This window comes from Psychrobacter sp. VH5 (assembly GCF_050572635.1).
In the GTDB taxonomy this organism is placed as follows: domain Bacteria; phylum Pseudomonadota; class Gammaproteobacteria; order Pseudomonadales; family Moraxellaceae; genus Psychrobacter; species Psychrobacter celer.
Genome location: NZ_CP192145.1, coordinates 993,784 through 1,011,448 on the forward strand (window position 1 = coordinate 993,784; position 17,665 = coordinate 1,011,448).

Consider the following 17,665-nt stretch of genomic DNA (forward strand, 5'->3'; position numbering starts at 1 on the left):
GCCATATTGCGGAAGAATCGTATATTTGTCGGGTGGAGTTCTTGCTACTAATGAACCGCTAAGTGACGTGATCACATTATGACCCCTGCCGTCAATCCCGTAGACTTAAACTTGGGAGATTTTAGTTACGCAGCTTGACGATAATAATCAAACCACATCTGTCTTGGCGACTTATAGCTCAAGCCCTTTTGAATCCTCGTTTGATTGTAATACAGCTCAATATAGCCAATGATATCGCTGATGGCTGCAAATCTAGTTTTATAGTTCTGGTGATACACTAGCTCATTCTTCAAGACGCCCCAGAAACTTTCTATCGGAGCGTTGTCGAAACAATTGCCTTTGCCACTCATAGATCCTGTAAACTGATGCTGTTTAATGATCTTGTGGTAGGCATGGCTACAGTACTGACTGCCTCTGTCAGAATGAACGATTAGCCCTTTAGCAGGTCGTTTATTCTTAATCCCCATGTTGAGTGCACGGCATACTAAATCTGCCGTCATACGCTTGTTAATAGCGTAACCGACAAGCTCTTTGGTGTATAAGTCTTTGACCCCTGCTAAGTACAGCCAACCCTCATTCGTCCAGATATAGGTGATGTCGCTGACCCACGACTCGTTAGGGCGCTTAGCGTCAAACTGCTGATCAAGCACGTTATCATAGACCAGTTTGTTGTGATTAGAGTCAGTGGTGATTTTAAAGCGTTTGTGACGACGACATTTAATGCCAAACTCTTCTTTAATACGTCTGACCATGTATAGACTAATATCATGCCCTTGATCGCTTAGATAGGCATGCAGACGATCTATACCATAACGCTCTTTAGTTTCAATGTGTGCGGCTTTGACTAGCAGCTCAGACTGGTTGCGATGTATTTGTTGGTCACTGATATCACGACCTAGCCAGTCATAGTAGCTTGAGGGTTTAACCTGTAGTACGCGGCACATAGTGGTGATGCTAAAGAAGTGCTGGTTATCTTGGATAAAGGCGTACCTGACTAACTGTGCTTTGCAAAGTACGCCGTCGCCTTTTTTAGTATTTCGCGCTCCTCTTCAGCCACTTTGAGCTGCCGCTTTAGGCGTTTTACCTCTTCAAGCGCACTCATAAGTTCAGGGTCATACTGCTTTGTTCCTACAAGTTTGCCTTGATTGGCTTTGTTATGCCAATTTGAGAGCGTTTGCATGGCAATGCCAAGCTGCTTTGCAGTGGCTGAGATATTGCCGTTGTTGTCTGCTATCTTTTTAACAGCTTCGGCTTTAAATTCGTCACTGTAGGTTCTTACTTTCTTGGTCATGGTAAACTCCTGTTATTATGCTTAGTTTACCAAGTTTACTTGTACGGTTTCTTCAGCATAGCTCATTATGGCCTAAAACTATAGATGGGAAAGTATGTGAAATCACAATAGAGACATTTGATAAATTATATTATGCTCTTAAAAAATGTAGTTTATTGATTGTAGGAGTTGATTTTATAACTAACCCTCTTGAGGCTACTGGTAAAGCACCAATGCAGTTCAGAGGCTATGTCGAACAGGACACTATATGGCCTAATTGGGATGCTATGGATAAGTGGGCTAGTTTATCTTTATCAGCATTTCACAATAAAAATGGTCTCGCATATGATATTTCTAATAGAATTAACTTTCAGTTAAATTCAATAAATAACCGTTTGAGAAACCTTTGCTTGGCTTATCATAATCAGTTAAATGCGCTAGCTTTGAAAAATAGTTTTAAAAATGGACAACGTTTTCAGGATGGTTTCACTGATTTAGTTTATCAGGAATTTCACTCTTTTTTGTTTGATGCTGGAATACTGCGCGACTACTTATGTGAGTATGTGTATAACTATTCTGGCAAAGGCTCTTTAAAAGAAAGAATCAGAGAGATTCGTAAAAATTATAAGTATGAAATAACTTCAGCAAGTAGATTATTCAAATCTTTAAAAGAAATTGAAAAACAATCTGAATTAGAATCTTATTTTGAAATTGAGATGAGTGAAGGAGGTTGGTTATATGAGTTAGGCCAGTACCGCGATTTAGTAATGCACTCTGCTCCTATCAATTTGGCTAACTTTCCCTTATATGCTATTCAAGAATATTTAGTTTTACCAGATTCTAAAGAGATGGTTTCAGTCCGTTTCCCTTTACCTGATAATCCCTCAGAATTATATAGTGACCGTAGTAAGAGAAACCATTTCGACAAATACATTGAACAGTTTTCAGAGCTTCGACAAAACTCTTTAAATAGTCATGGGAAATATGATTGCTTAGAATATGCACATATTGTATTTGGGTTACTGTCTAATCTTTCGTTGGATGTAGCAAAAGAGTCACCATTTAAACCGATGCGTCAAACTTATTTTCTTACGGACAGCGGAACCATATCTGTACCTGAATATATAGATGAGAGCTAATGCTAATTAAATAAGAATTGTTTTATTGTATATTCCTAAAGTAGTGATTATCATCTAAGATTTAGTTCTATTAAGTATGAGAATGCATAAGCAAAAATAGTAAAGCAATAAAAAACTCGAAAATAGAGAAAAGCGCCAAATCTAAATGAGATGGCGCTTTTTTGCTTTTATCATTTACGACTAATCCAATAATAAATTTTCCAAAATCCCTTCGTATATCTGCGCAAGTTTGCCCAAATCATCGACTTCCACTTTTTCATCGACCTGATGAATAGTGGCGTTACGGACACCAAGCTCGACCACTTGCGCACCAGTCGGCGCGATAAAGCGTCCATCGGACGTACCGCCTGATGTCGATAGCGTCGTGTCTGTACCTGTGACTGACTTGATCGCATTTTGACAGGCCGAAACCAGCTTGCCTTCAGGGGTCAAAAACGGCTGACCAGATAATTTCCATTGGATATCATAACTGGCTTTGCTATCAGCAAAATGCTTATCGAAAATGGCATGTGTTTTTGCTTTGAGTTCCTCTTCACTGGTTTCGGTCGAGAAGCGAAAGTTAAAGACGACCTCTAAGGTTTCGGGGATGACGTTGGTTGCGCCCGTACCACCATTGATATTTGAGACTTGTAAAGTCGTGGGCGGGAAGTAGCCATTGCCGTTGTCCCAAGTTGTTGATGTCAGCTCGCTGAGCGCAGACATCGCCGCATGGATAGGGTTGCAGGCCAGATGCGGGTAAGCGACGTGGCCTTGCTTGCCAGTGACCGTCAACACCGCACCCAACGAGCCGCGGCGGCCATTTTTGATGACATCGCCTAGCGTATCAGTACTTGACGGCTCACCAACGAGACAATAAGTAATTTTTTCTTGACGAGCCTCTAAGGTTTCAATGACTTTCACCGTGCCATTGATAGAGGGGCCTTCTTCATCTGAAGTGATTAAAAAGGCAATCGAGCCATTGTGCTCAGGGTGACTCGCGACGAAACGCTCGGCGGCAATGGTAAAGGCTGCAATGCCCGTTTTCATATCTGCCGCACCGCGCGCCCATAGATATCCATCAGCAATGGTTGGCGTAAATGGTGGATACGTCCAGTTTTTTTCATCACCCGTTGGTACCACGTCTGTATGACCAGCAAAACAAATGACGGGATCCGTCGTGCCACGGCGTGCCCAGAGGTTTTTGACTTCTGCATGCTCGCCGCTTTGTTCTTTATTACCAAAGTACATAAACTCGCAGTCAAACCCTGCTTGCGCTAGGCGAGACGACAAAATATCTTGGCAGCCATCATCATCTGGAGTGACGGAAGGGCGCTCAAGCAAAGCGATGCTTAAGTCTAGTGTTTGCTGCTGATGAGTCATGTTTTGATTGTGAGCGTCAGACATGAAAAAACCTTTTTATTATAAAGTGAGAGGATAAGATTTTGGATTAAAGACTAGGGTAAGTTGAACATTCAGCCACGGTACAAGCCGTAGCGGCTTATGATAGATTTATACCTTTTACATACTATCTTCAACAAACGGCACCAAACCATCTCGGCGCATCCATGTTGCAATAGAGTAGCGTTGCCGATGAGCGATTTGTACTTGATGTTGCAGATCGCTATCAAATATGACCAGTCGATTGGCAACAGGCATGACACTGTGATGGCTGCCGTGTTTATCAATGATTTCTAACGCGCCGCCATCGCTGGCTGTCCATTCATCATTGAGATAAAAAACCGCTGAGATAACACGCTCATCACGGCCTGCCGGATTGTCACTGTGCCACTTATAGCCAAAGCCGGGTGGATAGCAGGCATAATGCGCCTCACTATGACGAATACCCGCAAACAAGCTTTGATTGAACAAAGCAGCTAGCGCGTTGATGGACTGCAAGTAATAAAATCCAGCAAAAAAGTTTTTTGTGATCCAGCGTATTCTATCACCGCGGATATCACTGATACGAATGCCAGCGGTTAGCGCCGCATCACGATAGTCAATAAAACCACTTTCAGCCTGTAGCGCAAGTAATGCGGTCTTATTAAATACATTATCAATAGTGAGCCAGCCATCAGTGACAAATGTATCAAGCTGCTTATCCGTCAGCTTATTTTTCCAGCTGACTGCAAAATCAGACAGTTGCAGTACCTGCTGGGTAAGCGCGTCTTGGTCATCGTTATGACTGTCTGGAGATAGTAACGGAGGGTTGTCCTGTCCTATCGGATGATCGACCACCAGCTTTGTCACATTTAGGTTGCTAATAATATTAGTCATCTCACCTCGTTATTATCAATCAGCTGGCATTCAAAGCCCTTTTATTAAGAGCATTTACCAAAACCACATTATCTTTTACGCTGCCTATGCTACCATAGATGCAATTTTTCTTACTTTAAACTTTTGAGATTATGAACTATAAACACGCTTATCACGCTGGTAACTTTGCTGATGTGGTAAAACACATTTTATTGGTGCAATTGCTTAATCAGCTAAGCCAAAAAAACAAACCCTTTTATGCGCTCGACGCTTACGGTGGTCGCGGTCTTTATTCACTCAGCAGTGAAGAAGCGCGCAAAACTGGTGAAGCCGAGGGCGGCATCAAAGCATTGTTAAAGCTCGATGACACCAAAATGGCACAAGCCCCAGCGGCTGTCAAAGACTATCTGGCAGGCATCAAGCAAGCCAAAGCCACTTATGATAATAAAGTCTACCCAGGTTCGCCATGGTGGATCGCCCATCATATCGAAAAAAACCCAAACACTGGCGTACGCGGCGAAGCGTTTGAGGCCAAAGCCAGCGAGTATGACGCGCTCAACTACCAATTGTACAAACTGCCCATTGGCATTCATCATCGTGATGCGTTTGAAGGCGTCACCGCTGTGATTCCGCCAGCCGAGCGCCGCGGTCTTATCTTTCTTGATCCTCCTTATGAGCAAGAGCATAAAGACTTTACGCGTCTGATCAATTTACTCGTCGCCGCCTATAATAAATGGCCACAAGGCACATATGCACTGTGGTTCCCGATCAAAAACATCGAAGCCGTTGAGCTGTTTTACAAAAAACTCAAGCGTACCGAGATGAGACGTCAGCTGGTCTGTGAGCTAAATATCTATCCAAATGATGTCGCCGTGGGTCTCAATGGCACAGGTTTGCTCGTCATCAATCCGCCATGGCAATTTGATAGTCATGCCCGTGAGATATTGCGCTTTTTGCAGCCTGCTCTAAAAGTAGCTGATGCGCCAGAGCTGACACCTGATAGTGCCACCAATGTCCGCTGGCTAGTTGGCGAATAAGGATACCGTTATGACGACTGAGCAACCATCTCACCATAGTTTAAATGATAATGCCGCAACTCAGCCGCCTTTTGTTGACGAGCATGAGTTCAATATTCGCATGGCGGATAATGATAATTACGATGGCTTAACGTTTGAGGTGATTGAGACAGAAGTTACAGAGGGTCAGCCGGTGGTCAGCCGCGGTGTCTATTTGGCCCCCAATTTGATTACCACCTTGTCATTGTTGTCTGGCTTTTATTCGATTTTGGCCAGTACCCAAGGATCGTTTTACAAAGCCTCACTGGCTATATTTTTGTCAGCGATTTTAGATGGTGCTGATGGCCGCGTCGCACGTATGCTCAATGCGCAAAGCCCCTTTGGCGAGCAGTATGACTCTTTAGCAGATATGCTGGCCTTTGGGGTTGCGCCTGCGATTTTAGTATATAGTTTTGCGTTGCAGCCGCTAGGCCGCATTGGTATTGGCTGTGCTTTTGTTTTTACCGCTTGCGCCGCTTTTCGTCTAGCGAGGTTTAACGTACAGATAGGCGAAGTTGATAAAAAATACTTTGTCGGTTTGGCCAGTCCACTGGCGGCTATATTGGTCACGTCCGCTGTCATGGTCGCGGTCGATCATAATGAATGGGTCGGACAGTATGATACCGCTATTATGCTCTTGTTTGCGGTGTGGGTTGTTATCTGTGGTCTGCTGATGGTCAGCAATGTCAAATACTATAGCTTTAAAGAGTTTGATAAAAAGAAAGTTCCATTTGTGGTACTTATCATTGGAGTGTTGATCATGAGTATCGTCCTCTACGACATTCCTGTTGGTATTTTAGCCATTGGCATTCTCTATGCGTTATCGGGCATTTTTACGACGATTAAAGCAAAAGCAAAAAGTTAGAGCTGCCTTTAGGCTTTGTATCCAGGGATTTACCGATAGGTAGATCCCCTTTTTATGTCTTTAAGCACGGTGCTAAGTCCAAGGATATAGACTGAGATAAACAAAAATAATGATGAATAGATATTAATAGTAATAACAATTAGTTAGAAGGAATCATCGGAGATATAATTAAAGAGTGCGAATTATTTATCAGTTCCCCCTTGACCCCCACCCAAATACGCGTATAATGCCACCCAGTCGAAAGGGAAGGCGGATTAAAGAGTGGCTCATTCAAAGAATGATTTATTATTTTAAACTCTTAAACTCCAAGCCTGACCAACTAATTTAAAATAAACCAAATTAGTTCTTGACTTACCAAATAAAGCGTCTATAATACGCACCTCATCAGGACAAGCTAAGCATTACTAGGGTAGATTACATAGTAACAACACAGCGAACCTTGAGAAACAAATTAGATAAAAAGCTTGACAAACCAAATCTTTATGATATGATAGTCGGCTCGCTAATAACGATAAGCACATTGCTTAGTTATTAGTTATATAACTCTTTAACTGGACGACAGTGAAGAGACACTATTTAAAAGCACAACTAAAGAACAACTTGTGTGGATTTTTGCTGATATAGAATGCTAAAAAATAAAGTTGGTTTTGACTTCTTTTCGGGAGTTAAATCTAACTATAAAAATTATCATTTACTCAGCAGAAAAACTCAAAGTTAATTCATTACGAACATAATTTTAAGCGATTTGCTAGATAAATGAGCCAAGATTAGAAGTCATCTTCCTATTTATAGGTAAAGGCTTCAGAAAGATTAAACTGAAGAGTTTGATCATGGCTCAGATTGAACGCTGGCGGCAGGCTTAACACATGCAAGTCGAGCGGAAACGATGGGAGCTTGCTCCCAGGCGTCGAGCGGCGGACGGGTGAGTAACACTTAGGAATCTACCTAGTAGTGGGGGATAGCTCGGGGAAACTCGAATTAATACCGCATACGTCCTACGGGAGAAAGGGGCAGTTTACTGCTCTCGCTATTAGATGAGCCTAAGTCGGATTAGCTAGTTGGTGGGGTAAAGGCCTACCAAGGCGACGATCTGTAGCTGGTCTGAGAGGATGATCAGCCACACCGGGACTGAGACACGGCCCGGACTCCTACGGGAGGCAGCAGTGGGGAATATTGGACAATGGGGAAACCCTGATCCAGCCATGCCGCGTGTGTGAAGAAGGCCTTTTGGTTGTAAAGCACTTTAAGCAGTGAAGAAGACCTAACGGTTAATACCCGTTAGCGATGACATTAGCTGCAGAATAAGCACCGGCTAACTCTGTGCCAGCAGCCGCGGTAATACAGAGGGTGCAAGCGTTAATCGGAATTACTGGGCGTAAAGCGAGCGTAGGTGGCTTGATAAGTCAGATGTGAAATCCCCGGGCTTAACCTGGGAACTGCATCTGATACTGTTAAGCTAGAGTAGGTGAGAGGGAAGTAGAATTCCAGGTGTAGCGGTGAAATGCGTAGAGATCTGGAGGAATACCGATGGCGAAGGCAGCTTCCTGGCATCATACTGACACTGAGGTTCGAAAGCGTGGGTAGCAAACAGGATTAGATACCCTGGTAGTCCACGCCGTAAACGATGTCTACTAGTCGTTGGGTCCCTTGAGGACTTAGTGACGCAGCTAACGCAATAAGTAGACCGCCTGGGGAGTACGGCCGCAAGGTTAAAACTCAAATGAATTGACGGGGGCCCGCACAAGCGGTGGAGCATGTGGTTTAATTCGATGCAACGCGAAGAACCTTACCTGGTCTTGACATACACAGAATCTTGTAGAGATACGAGAGTGCCTTCGGGAATTGTGATACAGGTGCTGCATGGCTGTCGTCAGCTCGTGTCGTGAGATGTTGGGTTAAGTCCCGCAACGAGCGCAACCCTTGTCCTTAGTTACCAGCGGGTTAAGCCGGGAACTCTAAGGATACTGCCAGTGACAAACTGGAGGAAGGCGGGGACGACGTCAAGTCATCATGGCCCTTACGACCAGGGCTACACACGTGCTACAATGGTAGGTACAGAGGGCAGCTACACAGCGATGTGATGCGAATCTCAAAAAGCCTATCGTAGTCCAGATTGAGTCTGCAACTCGACTCCATGAAGTAGGAATCGCTAGTAATCGCGGATCAGAATGCCGCGGTGAATACGTTCCCGGGCCTTGTACACACCGCCCGTCACACCATGGGAGTTGATTGCACCAGAAGTGGTTAGCCTAACTTAGTGAGGGCGATCACCACGGTGTGGTTGATGACTGGGGTGAAGTCGTAACAAGGTAGCCGTAGGGGAACCTGCGGCTGGATCACCTCCTTATAGACAGCATTCGGTCAGCAAGAATTCACAACAAGTTGTTCTTTAGTTTAAGCTTACGTTTTAGGACGTACTAGGGTCTGTAGCTCAGCTGGTTAGAGCACCGTGTTGATAACGCGGGGTCGGTGGTTCAAGTCCACCTAGACCCACCATTATACATGGGGCCATAGCTCAGTTGGTAGAGCGCCTGCCTTGCACGCAGGAGGTCAACGGTTCGACTCCGTTTGGCTCCACCACTACAAACCTCGGAAGCTTAGCGTGCAAATAAATACAATAGGTATTAAATAGAAACAAGTGATTTATCTTTGAATAAAGACACGATTACTTCTTTCTGTTTTATACGGAAATCTATGACTTGACGAAAGCATAGAGACTATTTAAAAACATAGATATGAGTCTGGGTTAGCAATAACATTTCACGTGTTATTGTTAACCTGAAGACTAGCCTTTTAACGACATTGTTTGTTATCCCAAGGGCTAGTCTTCAAAGTAAAGAGAACTGAATCAAGCGTAAACATAGGTGATATCGTTATAATTGCTGACAAAGACCCCTTGGGGTTGTATGGTCAAGTAATTAAGCGCACATGGTGGATGCCTTGGCAGTCAGAGGCGATGAAAGACGTGACAGCCTGCGATAAGCTTCGGGGAGGCGGCAATATCCTGTGATCCGGAGATTTCTGAATGGGGAAACCCACTTACCATAAGGTAAGTATCTTGTACTTGTACAAGAAGCGAACGAGGGGAAGTGAAACATCTCAGTACCCTTAGGAATAGACATCAATTGAGATTCCCCTAGTAGCGGCGAGCGAACGGGGAGAAGCCGATTAATGCTAATGTAGAAGAACAGCGTGGGAAAGCTGACCATAGTAGGTGATAGTCCTGTATTCGAAACATTAGCGTTAACATATTAAGTAGAGCGGGGCACGAGAAATCCTGTTTGAAGATGGGGGGACCATCCTCCAAGGCTAAATACTCCTGACTGACCGATAGTGAACCAGTACCGTGAGGGAAAGGCGAAAAGAACCCCTGTGAGGGGAGTGAAATAGAACCTGAAACCGTGTGCGTACAAGCAGTGGGAGCCCACTTGTTGGGTGACCGCGTACCTTTTGTATAATGGGTCAGCGACTTATATTCTGTAGCAAGGTTAACCGTTTAGGGGAGCCGTAGGGAAACCGAGTCTTAATAGGGCGTCTAGTTGCAGGGTATAGACCCGAAACCGAGTGATCTATCCATGAGCAGGTTGAAAGTGCCGTAACAGGCACCGGAGGACCGAACCCACTGTCGTTGAAAAGCCAGGGGATGACTTGTGGATAGGGGTGAAAGGCTAATCAAACTCGGTGATAGCTGGTTCTCCCCGAAAGCTATTTAGGTAGCGCCTCGGACGAACACCATTGGGGGTAGAGCACTGTTTCGGCTAGGGGGTCATACCGACTTACCAAACCGATGCAAACTCCGAATACCGATGAGTGATATCCGGGAGACACACGGTGGGTGCTAACGTCCATCGTGGAGAGGGAAACAACCCAGACCGCCAGCTAAGGCCCCAAATTCCTAGTTAAGTGGGAAACGAGGTGGGAAGGCATAGACAGCTAGGAGGTTGGCTTAGAAGCAGCCATCCTTTAAAGAAAGCGTAATAGCTCACTAGTCGAGTCGGCCCGCGCGGAAGATGTAACGGGGCTCAAACTAGGAGCCGAAGCTGCGGATTTGAATTTGTTTCAAGTGGTAGGGGAGCGTTGTGTAAGCCTGTGAAGGTGTGTTGTAAAGCATGCTGGAGGTATCACAAGAGCGAATGCTGACGTGAGTAACGATAATGCGAGTGAAAAGCTCGCACGCCGGAAGACCAAGGGTTCCAGTCCAACGTTAATCGGGGCTGGGTGAGTCGACCCCTAAGGCGAGGCCGAAAGGCGTAGTCGATGGGAAATCGGTTAATATTCCGATACTTGTTTATGATGCGATGGAGGGACGGAGAAGGTTATGCCAGCTCAGCGATGGTTGTCTGAGTGGAAGGGTGTAGGTTTATAGCTTAGGTAAATCCGGGCTATTTCATACCGAGATCTGATAGCAAGTCCTACTTGTAGGACGAAGTGGCAAATACCATGCTTCCAGGAAAAGCTTCTAAGCGATAGTCATAAACGAATCGTACCCTAAACCGACACAGGTGGTCAGGTAGAGAATACCAAGGCGCTTGAGAGAACTCTGCTGAAGGAACTAGGCAAAATGGTACCGTAACTTCGGGAGAAGGTACGCTGCTGATGGTGAAGGACTTGCTCCGTAAGCTATTGGCAGTCGCAGATACCAGGCTGCTGCAACTGTTTATTAAAAACACAGCACTCTGCAAACACGAAAGTGGACGTATAGGGTGTGATGTCTGCCCGGTGCTGGAAGGTTAATTGATGGGCTTAGCGTATGCGAAGGTCTTGATCGAAGCCCCAGTAAACGGCGGCCGTAACTATAACGGTCCTAAGGTAGCGAAATTCCTTGTCGGGTAAGTTCCGACCTGCACGAATGACATAATGATGGCAGCGCTGTCTCCAGCAGAGACTCAGTGAAATCGAAATCGCAGTGAAGATGCTGTGTACCCGCGGCTAGACGGAAAGACCCCGTGAACCTTTACTACAGCTTTACATTGAACTTTGACCTGACTTGTGCAGGATAGGTGGGAGGCTTTGAAACCGAGACGCCAGTCTTGGTGGAGCCATCCTTGAAATACCACCCTGGTCATGTTGGGGTTCTAACTCAGGTATCACAATACCGAGGACAATGTATGGTGGGTAGTTTGACTGGGGCGGTCTCCTCCTAAAGAGTAACGGAGGAGTACGAAGGTGCGCTCAGAACGGTCGGAAATCGTTCATAGAGTATAAAGGCAAAAGCGCGCTTAACTGCGAGACCCACAAGTCGAGCAGGTACGAAAGTAGGTCTTAGTGATCCGGTGGTTCTGTATGGAAGGGCCATCGCTCAACGGATAAAAGGTACTCTGGGGATAACAGGCTGATACCGCCCAAGAGTTCATATCGACGGCGGTGTTTGGCACCTCGATGTCGGCTCATCTCATCCTAGGGCTGAAGCAGGTCCTAAGGGTATGGCTGTTCGCCATTTAAAGAGGTACGCGAGCTGGGTTTAGAACGTCGTGAGACAGTTCGGTCCCTATCTACCGTGGGCGTTGGAAATTTGAGAGGATCTGCTCCTAGTACGAGAGGACCAGAGTGGACGAACCGCTGGTGTTCGGGTTGTCATGCCAATGGCATTGCCCGGTAGCTACGTTCGGATGGGATAACCGCTGAAAGCATCTAAGCGGGAAGCCCACCTCAAGATTAGATTTCCCTAAAGAGCCGTTCAAGACTAGGACGTTGATAGGCAGGGTGTGGAAGCGCAGTGATGCGTGTAGCTAACCTGTACTAATTGCTCGTTTGGCTTGACCATACAACACCCAAGTGGTTTGTATCAAGCAATTATTCGATATCACCGTTATCCTTGATTCAGTTAGGATAAGTGATACTTAAGTCATTAAGTAAAACAAACATAGACTCATATCTAACCCTCTTTGCTGACGACAATAGCACGATGGCACCACCTGATCCCTTCCCGAACTCAGAAGTGAAACATCGTTGCGCCAATGGTAGTGTGGCTCCGGCCATGTGAGAGTAGGTCATCGTCAGCTCTCTATTCCAAAAGCCCCCTTAACTTAATTGTTAAGGGGGCTTTTTTTATGGGGGGATGGATTAAAGCAGTGTTCTCATGTATTGATTGGCTACTAGTTATTATTCATTCATTCCATTACACTATTTATAAAGTGCGTTTAAGCTATTTAAAAGGAATGAAAATGACAACTTCAAAAGTAACCTACCAAGGCGACTTGCGTACTAGCGCTATTCACTTGCAATCAAAAAATGAAATTATCACCGACGCACCGACTGATAATCAAGGCAAGGGTGAAGCTTTTTCACCGACTGATTTGTTAGCAACCAGTTTGGCCAGCTGTATGCTAACTATTATTGGTATTAAAGCCGCTGATATGGATATTAATGTGGTCGGAACAAAAGCTGAAGTAACGAAAATAATGGCTGCAGATCCTCGCCGTGTGAGTGAGATTCAAGTGCGCATTGAGTTCAAAACAGAGTTAGATGAGCGTACTAAGAAGATATTAGAAGCCGCTGCTTTCACTTGCCCTGTGGCAAAAAGTATTCATCCTGATATTAAACAGGATGTCACCTTTGTTTATGGTCGTGGTGAATGAGATGAGTACTAAGACTTTACTCATTGTGGCTCATGCGCCATCACCGAATACTAAAAAGTTGGCGCAAGCCGCTCATGACGGTGCCAATCACCCTGATATAGATATCAACGTGGTTCTCAAAGCACCACAGGACACGCAGCCTGAAGATATAATGGCAGCCGATGCCTTATTGTTAGGTACGACTGAGAATTTGTCTTATATGGCAGGACTGACCAAGGATTTCTTTGATCGTTGTTACTATCCAGTACTAGAAGAAAAACAGGGTATGCCGTTTGCGTTATATATTCGCGCAGGACACGATGGCACAGGGACTAAGAATGCGATGAAAACGATTATCACTGGTTTGCGCTGGAATCAAATCCAAGATACGCTTATTTTAAAAGGTGATTGGCAAGAGGTGTTTGTCGAGCAAGTGGAAGAGCTTGCGATGACGCTAGCTGCGGGAGTGGAAGCTGGTATTTATTAGACTGATTTATTGAACCTTTATTAAGATAGTATTATGAATAAAAATAACTTAGGTAATACCGATATCAGTAGCGCAGACAGACTAGCTTTTTCACAAGCTTGTGAAAATAATAAACAGCCTATCCTAGAAGTACTACAAAAACAACTGCAAGACTCTACTCATGTATTAGAAGTTGGCTCAGGTACCGGCCAGCATAGCGTTTACTTTGCACCAAGATTGCCGCACCTACAATGGCAAACCAGCGATGTAACTGATAATCATCAGGTGATACAAGCTTGGCATGATGCCTATCCCGCATCAAACCTGTATGCACCGTTGGCTTTTAATTTGTTAACAGATTCTATTCCAAAAACTAATACTGGCGAACCTTATGACGCTATATTTACTGCTAATACCTTACATATTATCGCTTGGTCTTTAGTTGAGAGGCTGTTTGAGTTGGCCGGAGAAGCATTACCCTTCAAGGGAAAGCTAATAGTATATGGACCCTTTAATGAAAATGGGCGTTATACCAGTGTGAGTAACCAGCAGTTTGATCTCAGTTTGCGCCAGCGTGATCCTAATAGCGGTATTCGCCATAAAGAAGATATCATTGCTTTGGCAAAACAGCATAATCTAGAGTTAAGTTGTGAATACCAAATGCCAGCGAATAATCAAATTTTGGTTTTTCAAAAAATAACCGCTAACTAAGTCAGCGGTTATTTGCGTTTTAATATCAGTATCAAGTTCTAACCAGTATTACGTAGTCCTGCTGCAAGGGCATTGATACTGCGAATTAGTGGATCTTCTACCGCCAGTTTGTCGGTACTTTTAGCATCCTTATTATCAGGTTGGCGCATGCGTTTGAGTAGCTCGATTTGGATATAGTTGATCGGGTCTAAGTAAGCATTGCGCCATTGTAAAGACGCTGCCAGCTCTTGCTGCGTGGACAATAATGAGGTTTGCTCAAGCAGGGAGTTTAGGCCAGAGTGAGTAAGCGCGTGCTCGTGCTCGACAGCCTGCATGACTTGTGTGCGTAAGCGCTCGTCTTTGCACAGCTGACTGTAGGCGTGGGCGATATTCATCTCCGATTTGGTAAAAGCCATTTCGATATTGCTGATAAAGGCGCTAAAAAACGGCCAGTTTTTATTCATCTCTTTCATCAATCCTTCGTTTTGTTTGACACTCTCTAATGCCGTGCCCACGCCATACCACGCAGGAAGGGTAAAGCGGGCCAATGACCAGCCAAACACCCAAGGTATCGCCCGAATTGTTGATTTGCTTGGCAAGCCTTTTTTGCGGTGGGCAGGGCGCGAGCCGATATTTAGCAAAGAGATCTCTTGTACGGGCGTGGCCTCGGAGTAAAACTGATAAAACCCGTCTGTATTATCCGTCAGTGCTCGATATTGCTGCTCGCCTGCATCGGCTAAATCTGCAAACAGTGCTTCATAGCTATCGAGCTGGGTCGGCTGCGCCACAAAGCGTGACGAGCTGGCTTTTAGTGCGCCTGTGATACCCATGGTCAGCTCAAACACTGCTGTATCTGGATTGGCGTATTTGGCATAGAGCACTTCGCCTTGCTCGGTAAACTTGATTTGTCCGTTTAATGTACCAGCGGGCTGCGCGGCAATGGCCTGATGAGTTGAGCCGCCGCCGCGACTGACAGAGCCGCCGCGGCCATGGAACAGACGGGTGCTGATGCCGTATTGGTTGGCAATACGAGTGATGGTTTGCTGGGCGCTATACAGCTGCCAAGCCGAGGTGATAATGCCGCCGTCTTTAGAAGAGTCGGAGTAGCCCAGCATAATCTCTTGAATATTGCCTGAGTGCTCAAGTAGCTCGCGATACAGGGGGTTGTCCAGTACCGTTGGCATGATTTTATCGATGTTTTTGAGGTCTTCGATGGTTTCAAACAGTGGCGCTACCGGCAAGGCAGCAAATAAGTGTCCGTCGTCATTGATACCAGACAAACCTGCAAAACGCATCAGCAGCAGTACTTCTAGTAGTTGACTGGCGTTATTGGTCATCGAGATGACGTAGCTGCCAAAAGTATCGTCGCCGACCAGTTTGCGCAGTTTGGCCACCGACTGCATCAATGCCAGCTGCTCACGGGTTTGCTCGCTTAAATTATCGGTATAAATCAGCGGTGTGCCTGGTTTTTGTAGTAGGCGGGTCAGCCACTCTTGGCGCTCTGCTTCGCTTAGCGCCTTGTAATCGGGCAAGTTGGAGGCATTGGCAAAAATATCGGCAATGACCTCGCCATGATAGCCTGAGTCTTGGCGAATATCGAGCGCGGCCAGATGAAAGCCGCAGGTTTTGACCAAGCGGATGGTATCTAGCAGTAGCCCTTCGGCATGGGCGCTATCATGCGTGTTGACGCTCTTGCGGATAAGGCGTAAGTCATCTAACAGTGCGGCCGGCGATAAGTACGCGTCTTTTGCTGCATTGTCGTCTGTGCCTTGGCTTTGGATATACTGGTTGGTGGCTTTTATTTTGGCAAGGATGAGTGATAACAATCTACGGTATGGCTCATGATTGTAGTCATCAGGGTTATAACAAAACACCTGCTGATCCAACTCGCTATAGTCTTTAATTCGCTCATAAATCTCGGGCACGATGGTGACGATGCTATCGCTATGAATCAGCTCGCGGCGCAGCTTTCGGATCAATACTTGGTAATGGCGCAGCACGGTATTGGCATGCATCAACACGGCCATTTCTGTGGTCTCATGAGTGACGAAGGGGTTGCCATCTCTATCGCCGCCGATCCAAGAGCCAAAATTGACAAAAGCGGGCAGCGCATAGTCACTAAGCTCTGGATAAATCTCTACGATTGCGTCTTTGATATTGCGATAGACTTTCGGTATGGCGGTAAAAAGACTGGCATCAAAATAATGCAGGCCATTATTAATCTCATCATAGACCAAGGGTTTACGAGTCCGCACCTCATCTGATGACCATAGTAGATCAATGGTTTCTGCGGTTTTTTGTTTGGCCTGCTCAAAGGCGCGACTGCCCTCAGGATAGACACCCATGGCATCGGTATGTTCGTATAGCGTTTGCAAGATATTCATCGTCGTACGGCGACGCGCCTCGGTAGGGTGCGCGGTAAAGACTGGGATAAATTTTAGCTGATCGATGAGCTCTTTGATTTGTTCAGGTTCGATCTGGCGCTCACGGCATTCTGATAAAGTACGGCGAAAAGAGCCTTCCCAGCTTTGGTTGGACTCCGCGCGCATCACTCGCCGCTGCTCACGTAAGTAGTTTTCTTCGGTCAGGTTTGCCAAAAAAAAGTAAATAGAAAACGCGCGAATGACGTTTTTTAGTGTTTGATTGTCTAGCGAGGCGATGAGCTCGATAAGTTGCTTTTTTTGTCCGTCGTCATGCTCGCGGCGCTCTTGAATAAAACCTTGGCGCAAGGTTTCGATGGTATCTAAGGTTTGTTGCCCAGATTGGCGAGAGATGGCCTCACCTAAAAACGATCCTAATAAACGAATGCGCGCACGCAATACGTCGTTATCTAATAACATAACTGTCTTCCTTGTCTATAACTAGGGAATATATCCAATAAAGCTTGGATATGGCTATTTTCCTTACTTAACGAACAATACGCCCTAGACGGATGAATAAAAACGGCCCGTAAATACAGTTACGAACCGCCTTATACAAAGTGATGCATCAAGCCTTTTATGATGGCTATAAGCGATGGTTATAAAAATTTTGCTTGATCAGAACTCGCCGCTAGTGTTTGCCACAGCTTCGATGCTGGCTGACTTTATTTTATGCCTGTCCTTATAATTTAACTGATAATCAGCCCGAACGCTATCGATATTCTTTAGCCAAAAAATCTAAAGAGCGCTGCCATGAGCGTTAAGGACTTAGCAATATATTTGATGATAGTAATGTGCTAATAGTTTGGCTCGTTGGTTTAACCAAAAATCAACAAGCTTCACGATATATGTGACATAAATCGCGAAGTTTTTAAGTAAGATGAGTGATGAGCACCATGGTTGGCAATGCTAGCGGTTGACATTGCGAACGGTTGGCACTGCCAGTCATAGTAGCGAAAGAGCAACAATAA

10 protein-coding genes, 2 tRNA genes and 3 rRNA genes are annotated in these 17,665 nt (G+C 45.4%); 11 read left to right on the top strand and 4 right to left on the bottom strand.

The window, feature by feature from the left end:
- Nucleotides 1-125: 125 nt before the first annotated feature.
- A protein-coding gene (locus tag ACNFVB_RS04275; RefSeq protein ID WP_430737065.1) for an IS3 family transposase occupies nt 126-1,291 on the bottom strand; the annotation gives its coding sequence in 2 pieces (ribosomal slippage) (nt 126-1,033 and nt 1,033-1,291; 1,167 coding nt in all).
- Between the two features lie 17 nt (nt 1,292-1,308).
- Here ACNFVB_RS04275 and ACNFVB_RS04280 point away from each other — a divergent pair.
- Nucleotides 1,309-2,409, top strand: a complete 1,101-nt coding sequence (locus tag ACNFVB_RS04280; RefSeq protein WP_430738195.1) for a hypothetical protein — start codon at nt 1,309-1,311, stop codon at nt 2,407-2,409.
- A 180-nt stretch (nt 2,410-2,589) separates the two neighbouring features.
- On the opposite strand, the gene dapE is transcribed toward ACNFVB_RS04280, so the two are convergent.
- Entirely contained in the window at nt 2,590-3,792 is a 1,203-nt protein-coding gene (gene dapE, locus ACNFVB_RS04285; RefSeq protein WP_430738196.1) for a succinyl-diaminopimelate desuccinylase, read from the bottom strand.
- A gap of 114 nt (nt 3,793-3,906) precedes the next feature.
- Nucleotides 3,907-4,662: a 2OG-Fe(II) oxygenase gene (locus ACNFVB_RS04290; protein ID WP_430738197.1), complete on the bottom strand. Its 756-nt coding sequence runs from the start codon at nt 4,660-4,662 to the stop codon at nt 3,907-3,909.
- A gap of 131 nt (nt 4,663-4,793) precedes the next feature.
- Between ACNFVB_RS04290 and ACNFVB_RS04295 the strand changes: the two genes are divergently transcribed.
- From ACNFVB_RS04295 to ACNFVB_RS04340, 10 genes are all read left to right on the top strand, one after another.
- Nucleotides 4,794-5,678: a 23S rRNA (adenine(2030)-N(6))-methyltransferase RlmJ gene (locus ACNFVB_RS04295; protein WP_192994880.1), complete on the top strand. Its 885-nt coding sequence runs from the start codon at nt 4,794-4,796 to the stop codon at nt 5,676-5,678.
- Between the two features lie 100 nt (nt 5,679-5,778).
- Entirely contained in the window at nt 5,779-6,561 is a 783-nt protein-coding gene (pssA, locus tag ACNFVB_RS04300) for a CDP-diacylglycerol--serine O-phosphatidyltransferase (protein WP_430738465.1), read from the top strand.
- A gap of 812 nt (nt 6,562-7,373) precedes the next feature.
- Nucleotides 7,374-8,908, top strand: a 16S ribosomal RNA gene (locus ACNFVB_RS04305).
- Nucleotides 8,909-8,981: 73 nt separating this feature from the next.
- A tRNA-Ile gene (locus ACNFVB_RS04310) sits at nt 8,982-9,057 on the top strand.
- An 8-nt stretch (nt 9,058-9,065) separates the two neighbouring features.
- Nucleotides 9,066-9,141 (top strand) — tRNA-Ala (locus ACNFVB_RS04315).
- Nucleotides 9,142-9,469: 328 nt separating this feature from the next.
- Nucleotides 9,470-12,325, top strand: a 23S ribosomal RNA gene (locus ACNFVB_RS04320).
- 123 nt (nt 12,326-12,448) lie between these two features.
- Nucleotides 12,449-12,563 (top strand): 5S ribosomal RNA (gene rrf, locus ACNFVB_RS04325).
- Together the 16S, 23S and 5S rRNA genes with 2 tRNA genes alongside form the textbook arrangement of a ribosomal RNA operon.
- Before the next feature lie 162 nt (nt 12,564-12,725).
- On the top strand, nt 12,726-13,139 hold the full coding sequence (locus tag ACNFVB_RS04330) for an OsmC family protein (RefSeq protein ID WP_430738466.1): 414 nt from the start codon (nt 12,726-12,728) through the stop codon (nt 13,137-13,139).
- A 1-nt stretch (nt 13,140) separates the two neighbouring features.
- A complete protein-coding gene (locus tag ACNFVB_RS04335) occupies nt 13,141-13,605 on the top strand; it encodes a flavodoxin family protein (RefSeq protein ID WP_430738198.1) in 465 nt (154 codons plus the stop codon).
- Nucleotides 13,606-13,638: 33 nt separating this feature from the next.
- Nucleotides 13,639-14,295 (top strand): DUF938 domain-containing protein, encoded by a 657-nt coding sequence (locus tag ACNFVB_RS04340; protein WP_430738199.1) that lies wholly within the window; start codon nt 13,639-13,641, stop codon nt 14,293-14,295.
- Nucleotides 14,296-14,333: 38 nt separating this feature from the next.
- Here ACNFVB_RS04340 and ppc read toward each other — a convergent pair whose 3' ends face one another.
- On the bottom strand, nt 14,334-17,114 hold the full coding sequence (ppc, locus tag ACNFVB_RS04345) for a phosphoenolpyruvate carboxylase (RefSeq protein ID WP_430738200.1): 2,781 nt from the start codon (nt 17,112-17,114) through the stop codon (nt 14,334-14,336).
- Between the last annotated feature and the right edge of the window lie 551 nt (nt 17,115-17,665).

Bases quoted from the DNA above. Each gene is read 5' to 3' on its own strand.
- ACNFVB_RS04280 (WP_430738195.1), top strand. From the start codon at position 1,309: ATGCTTAGTTTACCAAGTTTACTTGTACGGTTTCTTCAGCATAGCTCA.
- dapE (WP_430738196.1), bottom strand. From the start codon at position 3,792: ATGTCTGACGCTCACAATCAAAACATGACTCATCAGCAGCAAACACTA.
- ACNFVB_RS04290 (WP_430738197.1), bottom strand. From the start codon at position 4,662: ATGACTAATATTATTAGCAACCTAAATGTGACAAAGCTGGTGGTCGAT.
- ACNFVB_RS04295 (WP_192994880.1), top strand. From the start codon at position 4,794: ATGAACTATAAACACGCTTATCACGCTGGTAACTTTGCTGATGTGGTA.
- pssA (WP_430738465.1), top strand. From the start codon at position 5,779: ATGGCGGATAATGATAATTACGATGGCTTAACGTTTGAGGTGATTGAG.
- ACNFVB_RS04330 (WP_430738466.1), top strand. From the start codon at position 12,726: ATGACAACTTCAAAAGTAACCTACCAAGGCGACTTGCGTACTAGCGCT.
- ACNFVB_RS04335 (WP_430738198.1), top strand. From the start codon at position 13,141: ATGAGTACTAAGACTTTACTCATTGTGGCTCATGCGCCATCACCGAAT.
- ACNFVB_RS04340 (WP_430738199.1), top strand. From the start codon at position 13,639: ATGAATAAAAATAACTTAGGTAATACCGATATCAGTAGCGCAGACAGA.
- ppc (WP_430738200.1), bottom strand. From the start codon at position 17,114: ATGTTATTAGATAACGACGTATTGCGTGCGCGCATTCGTTTATTAGGA.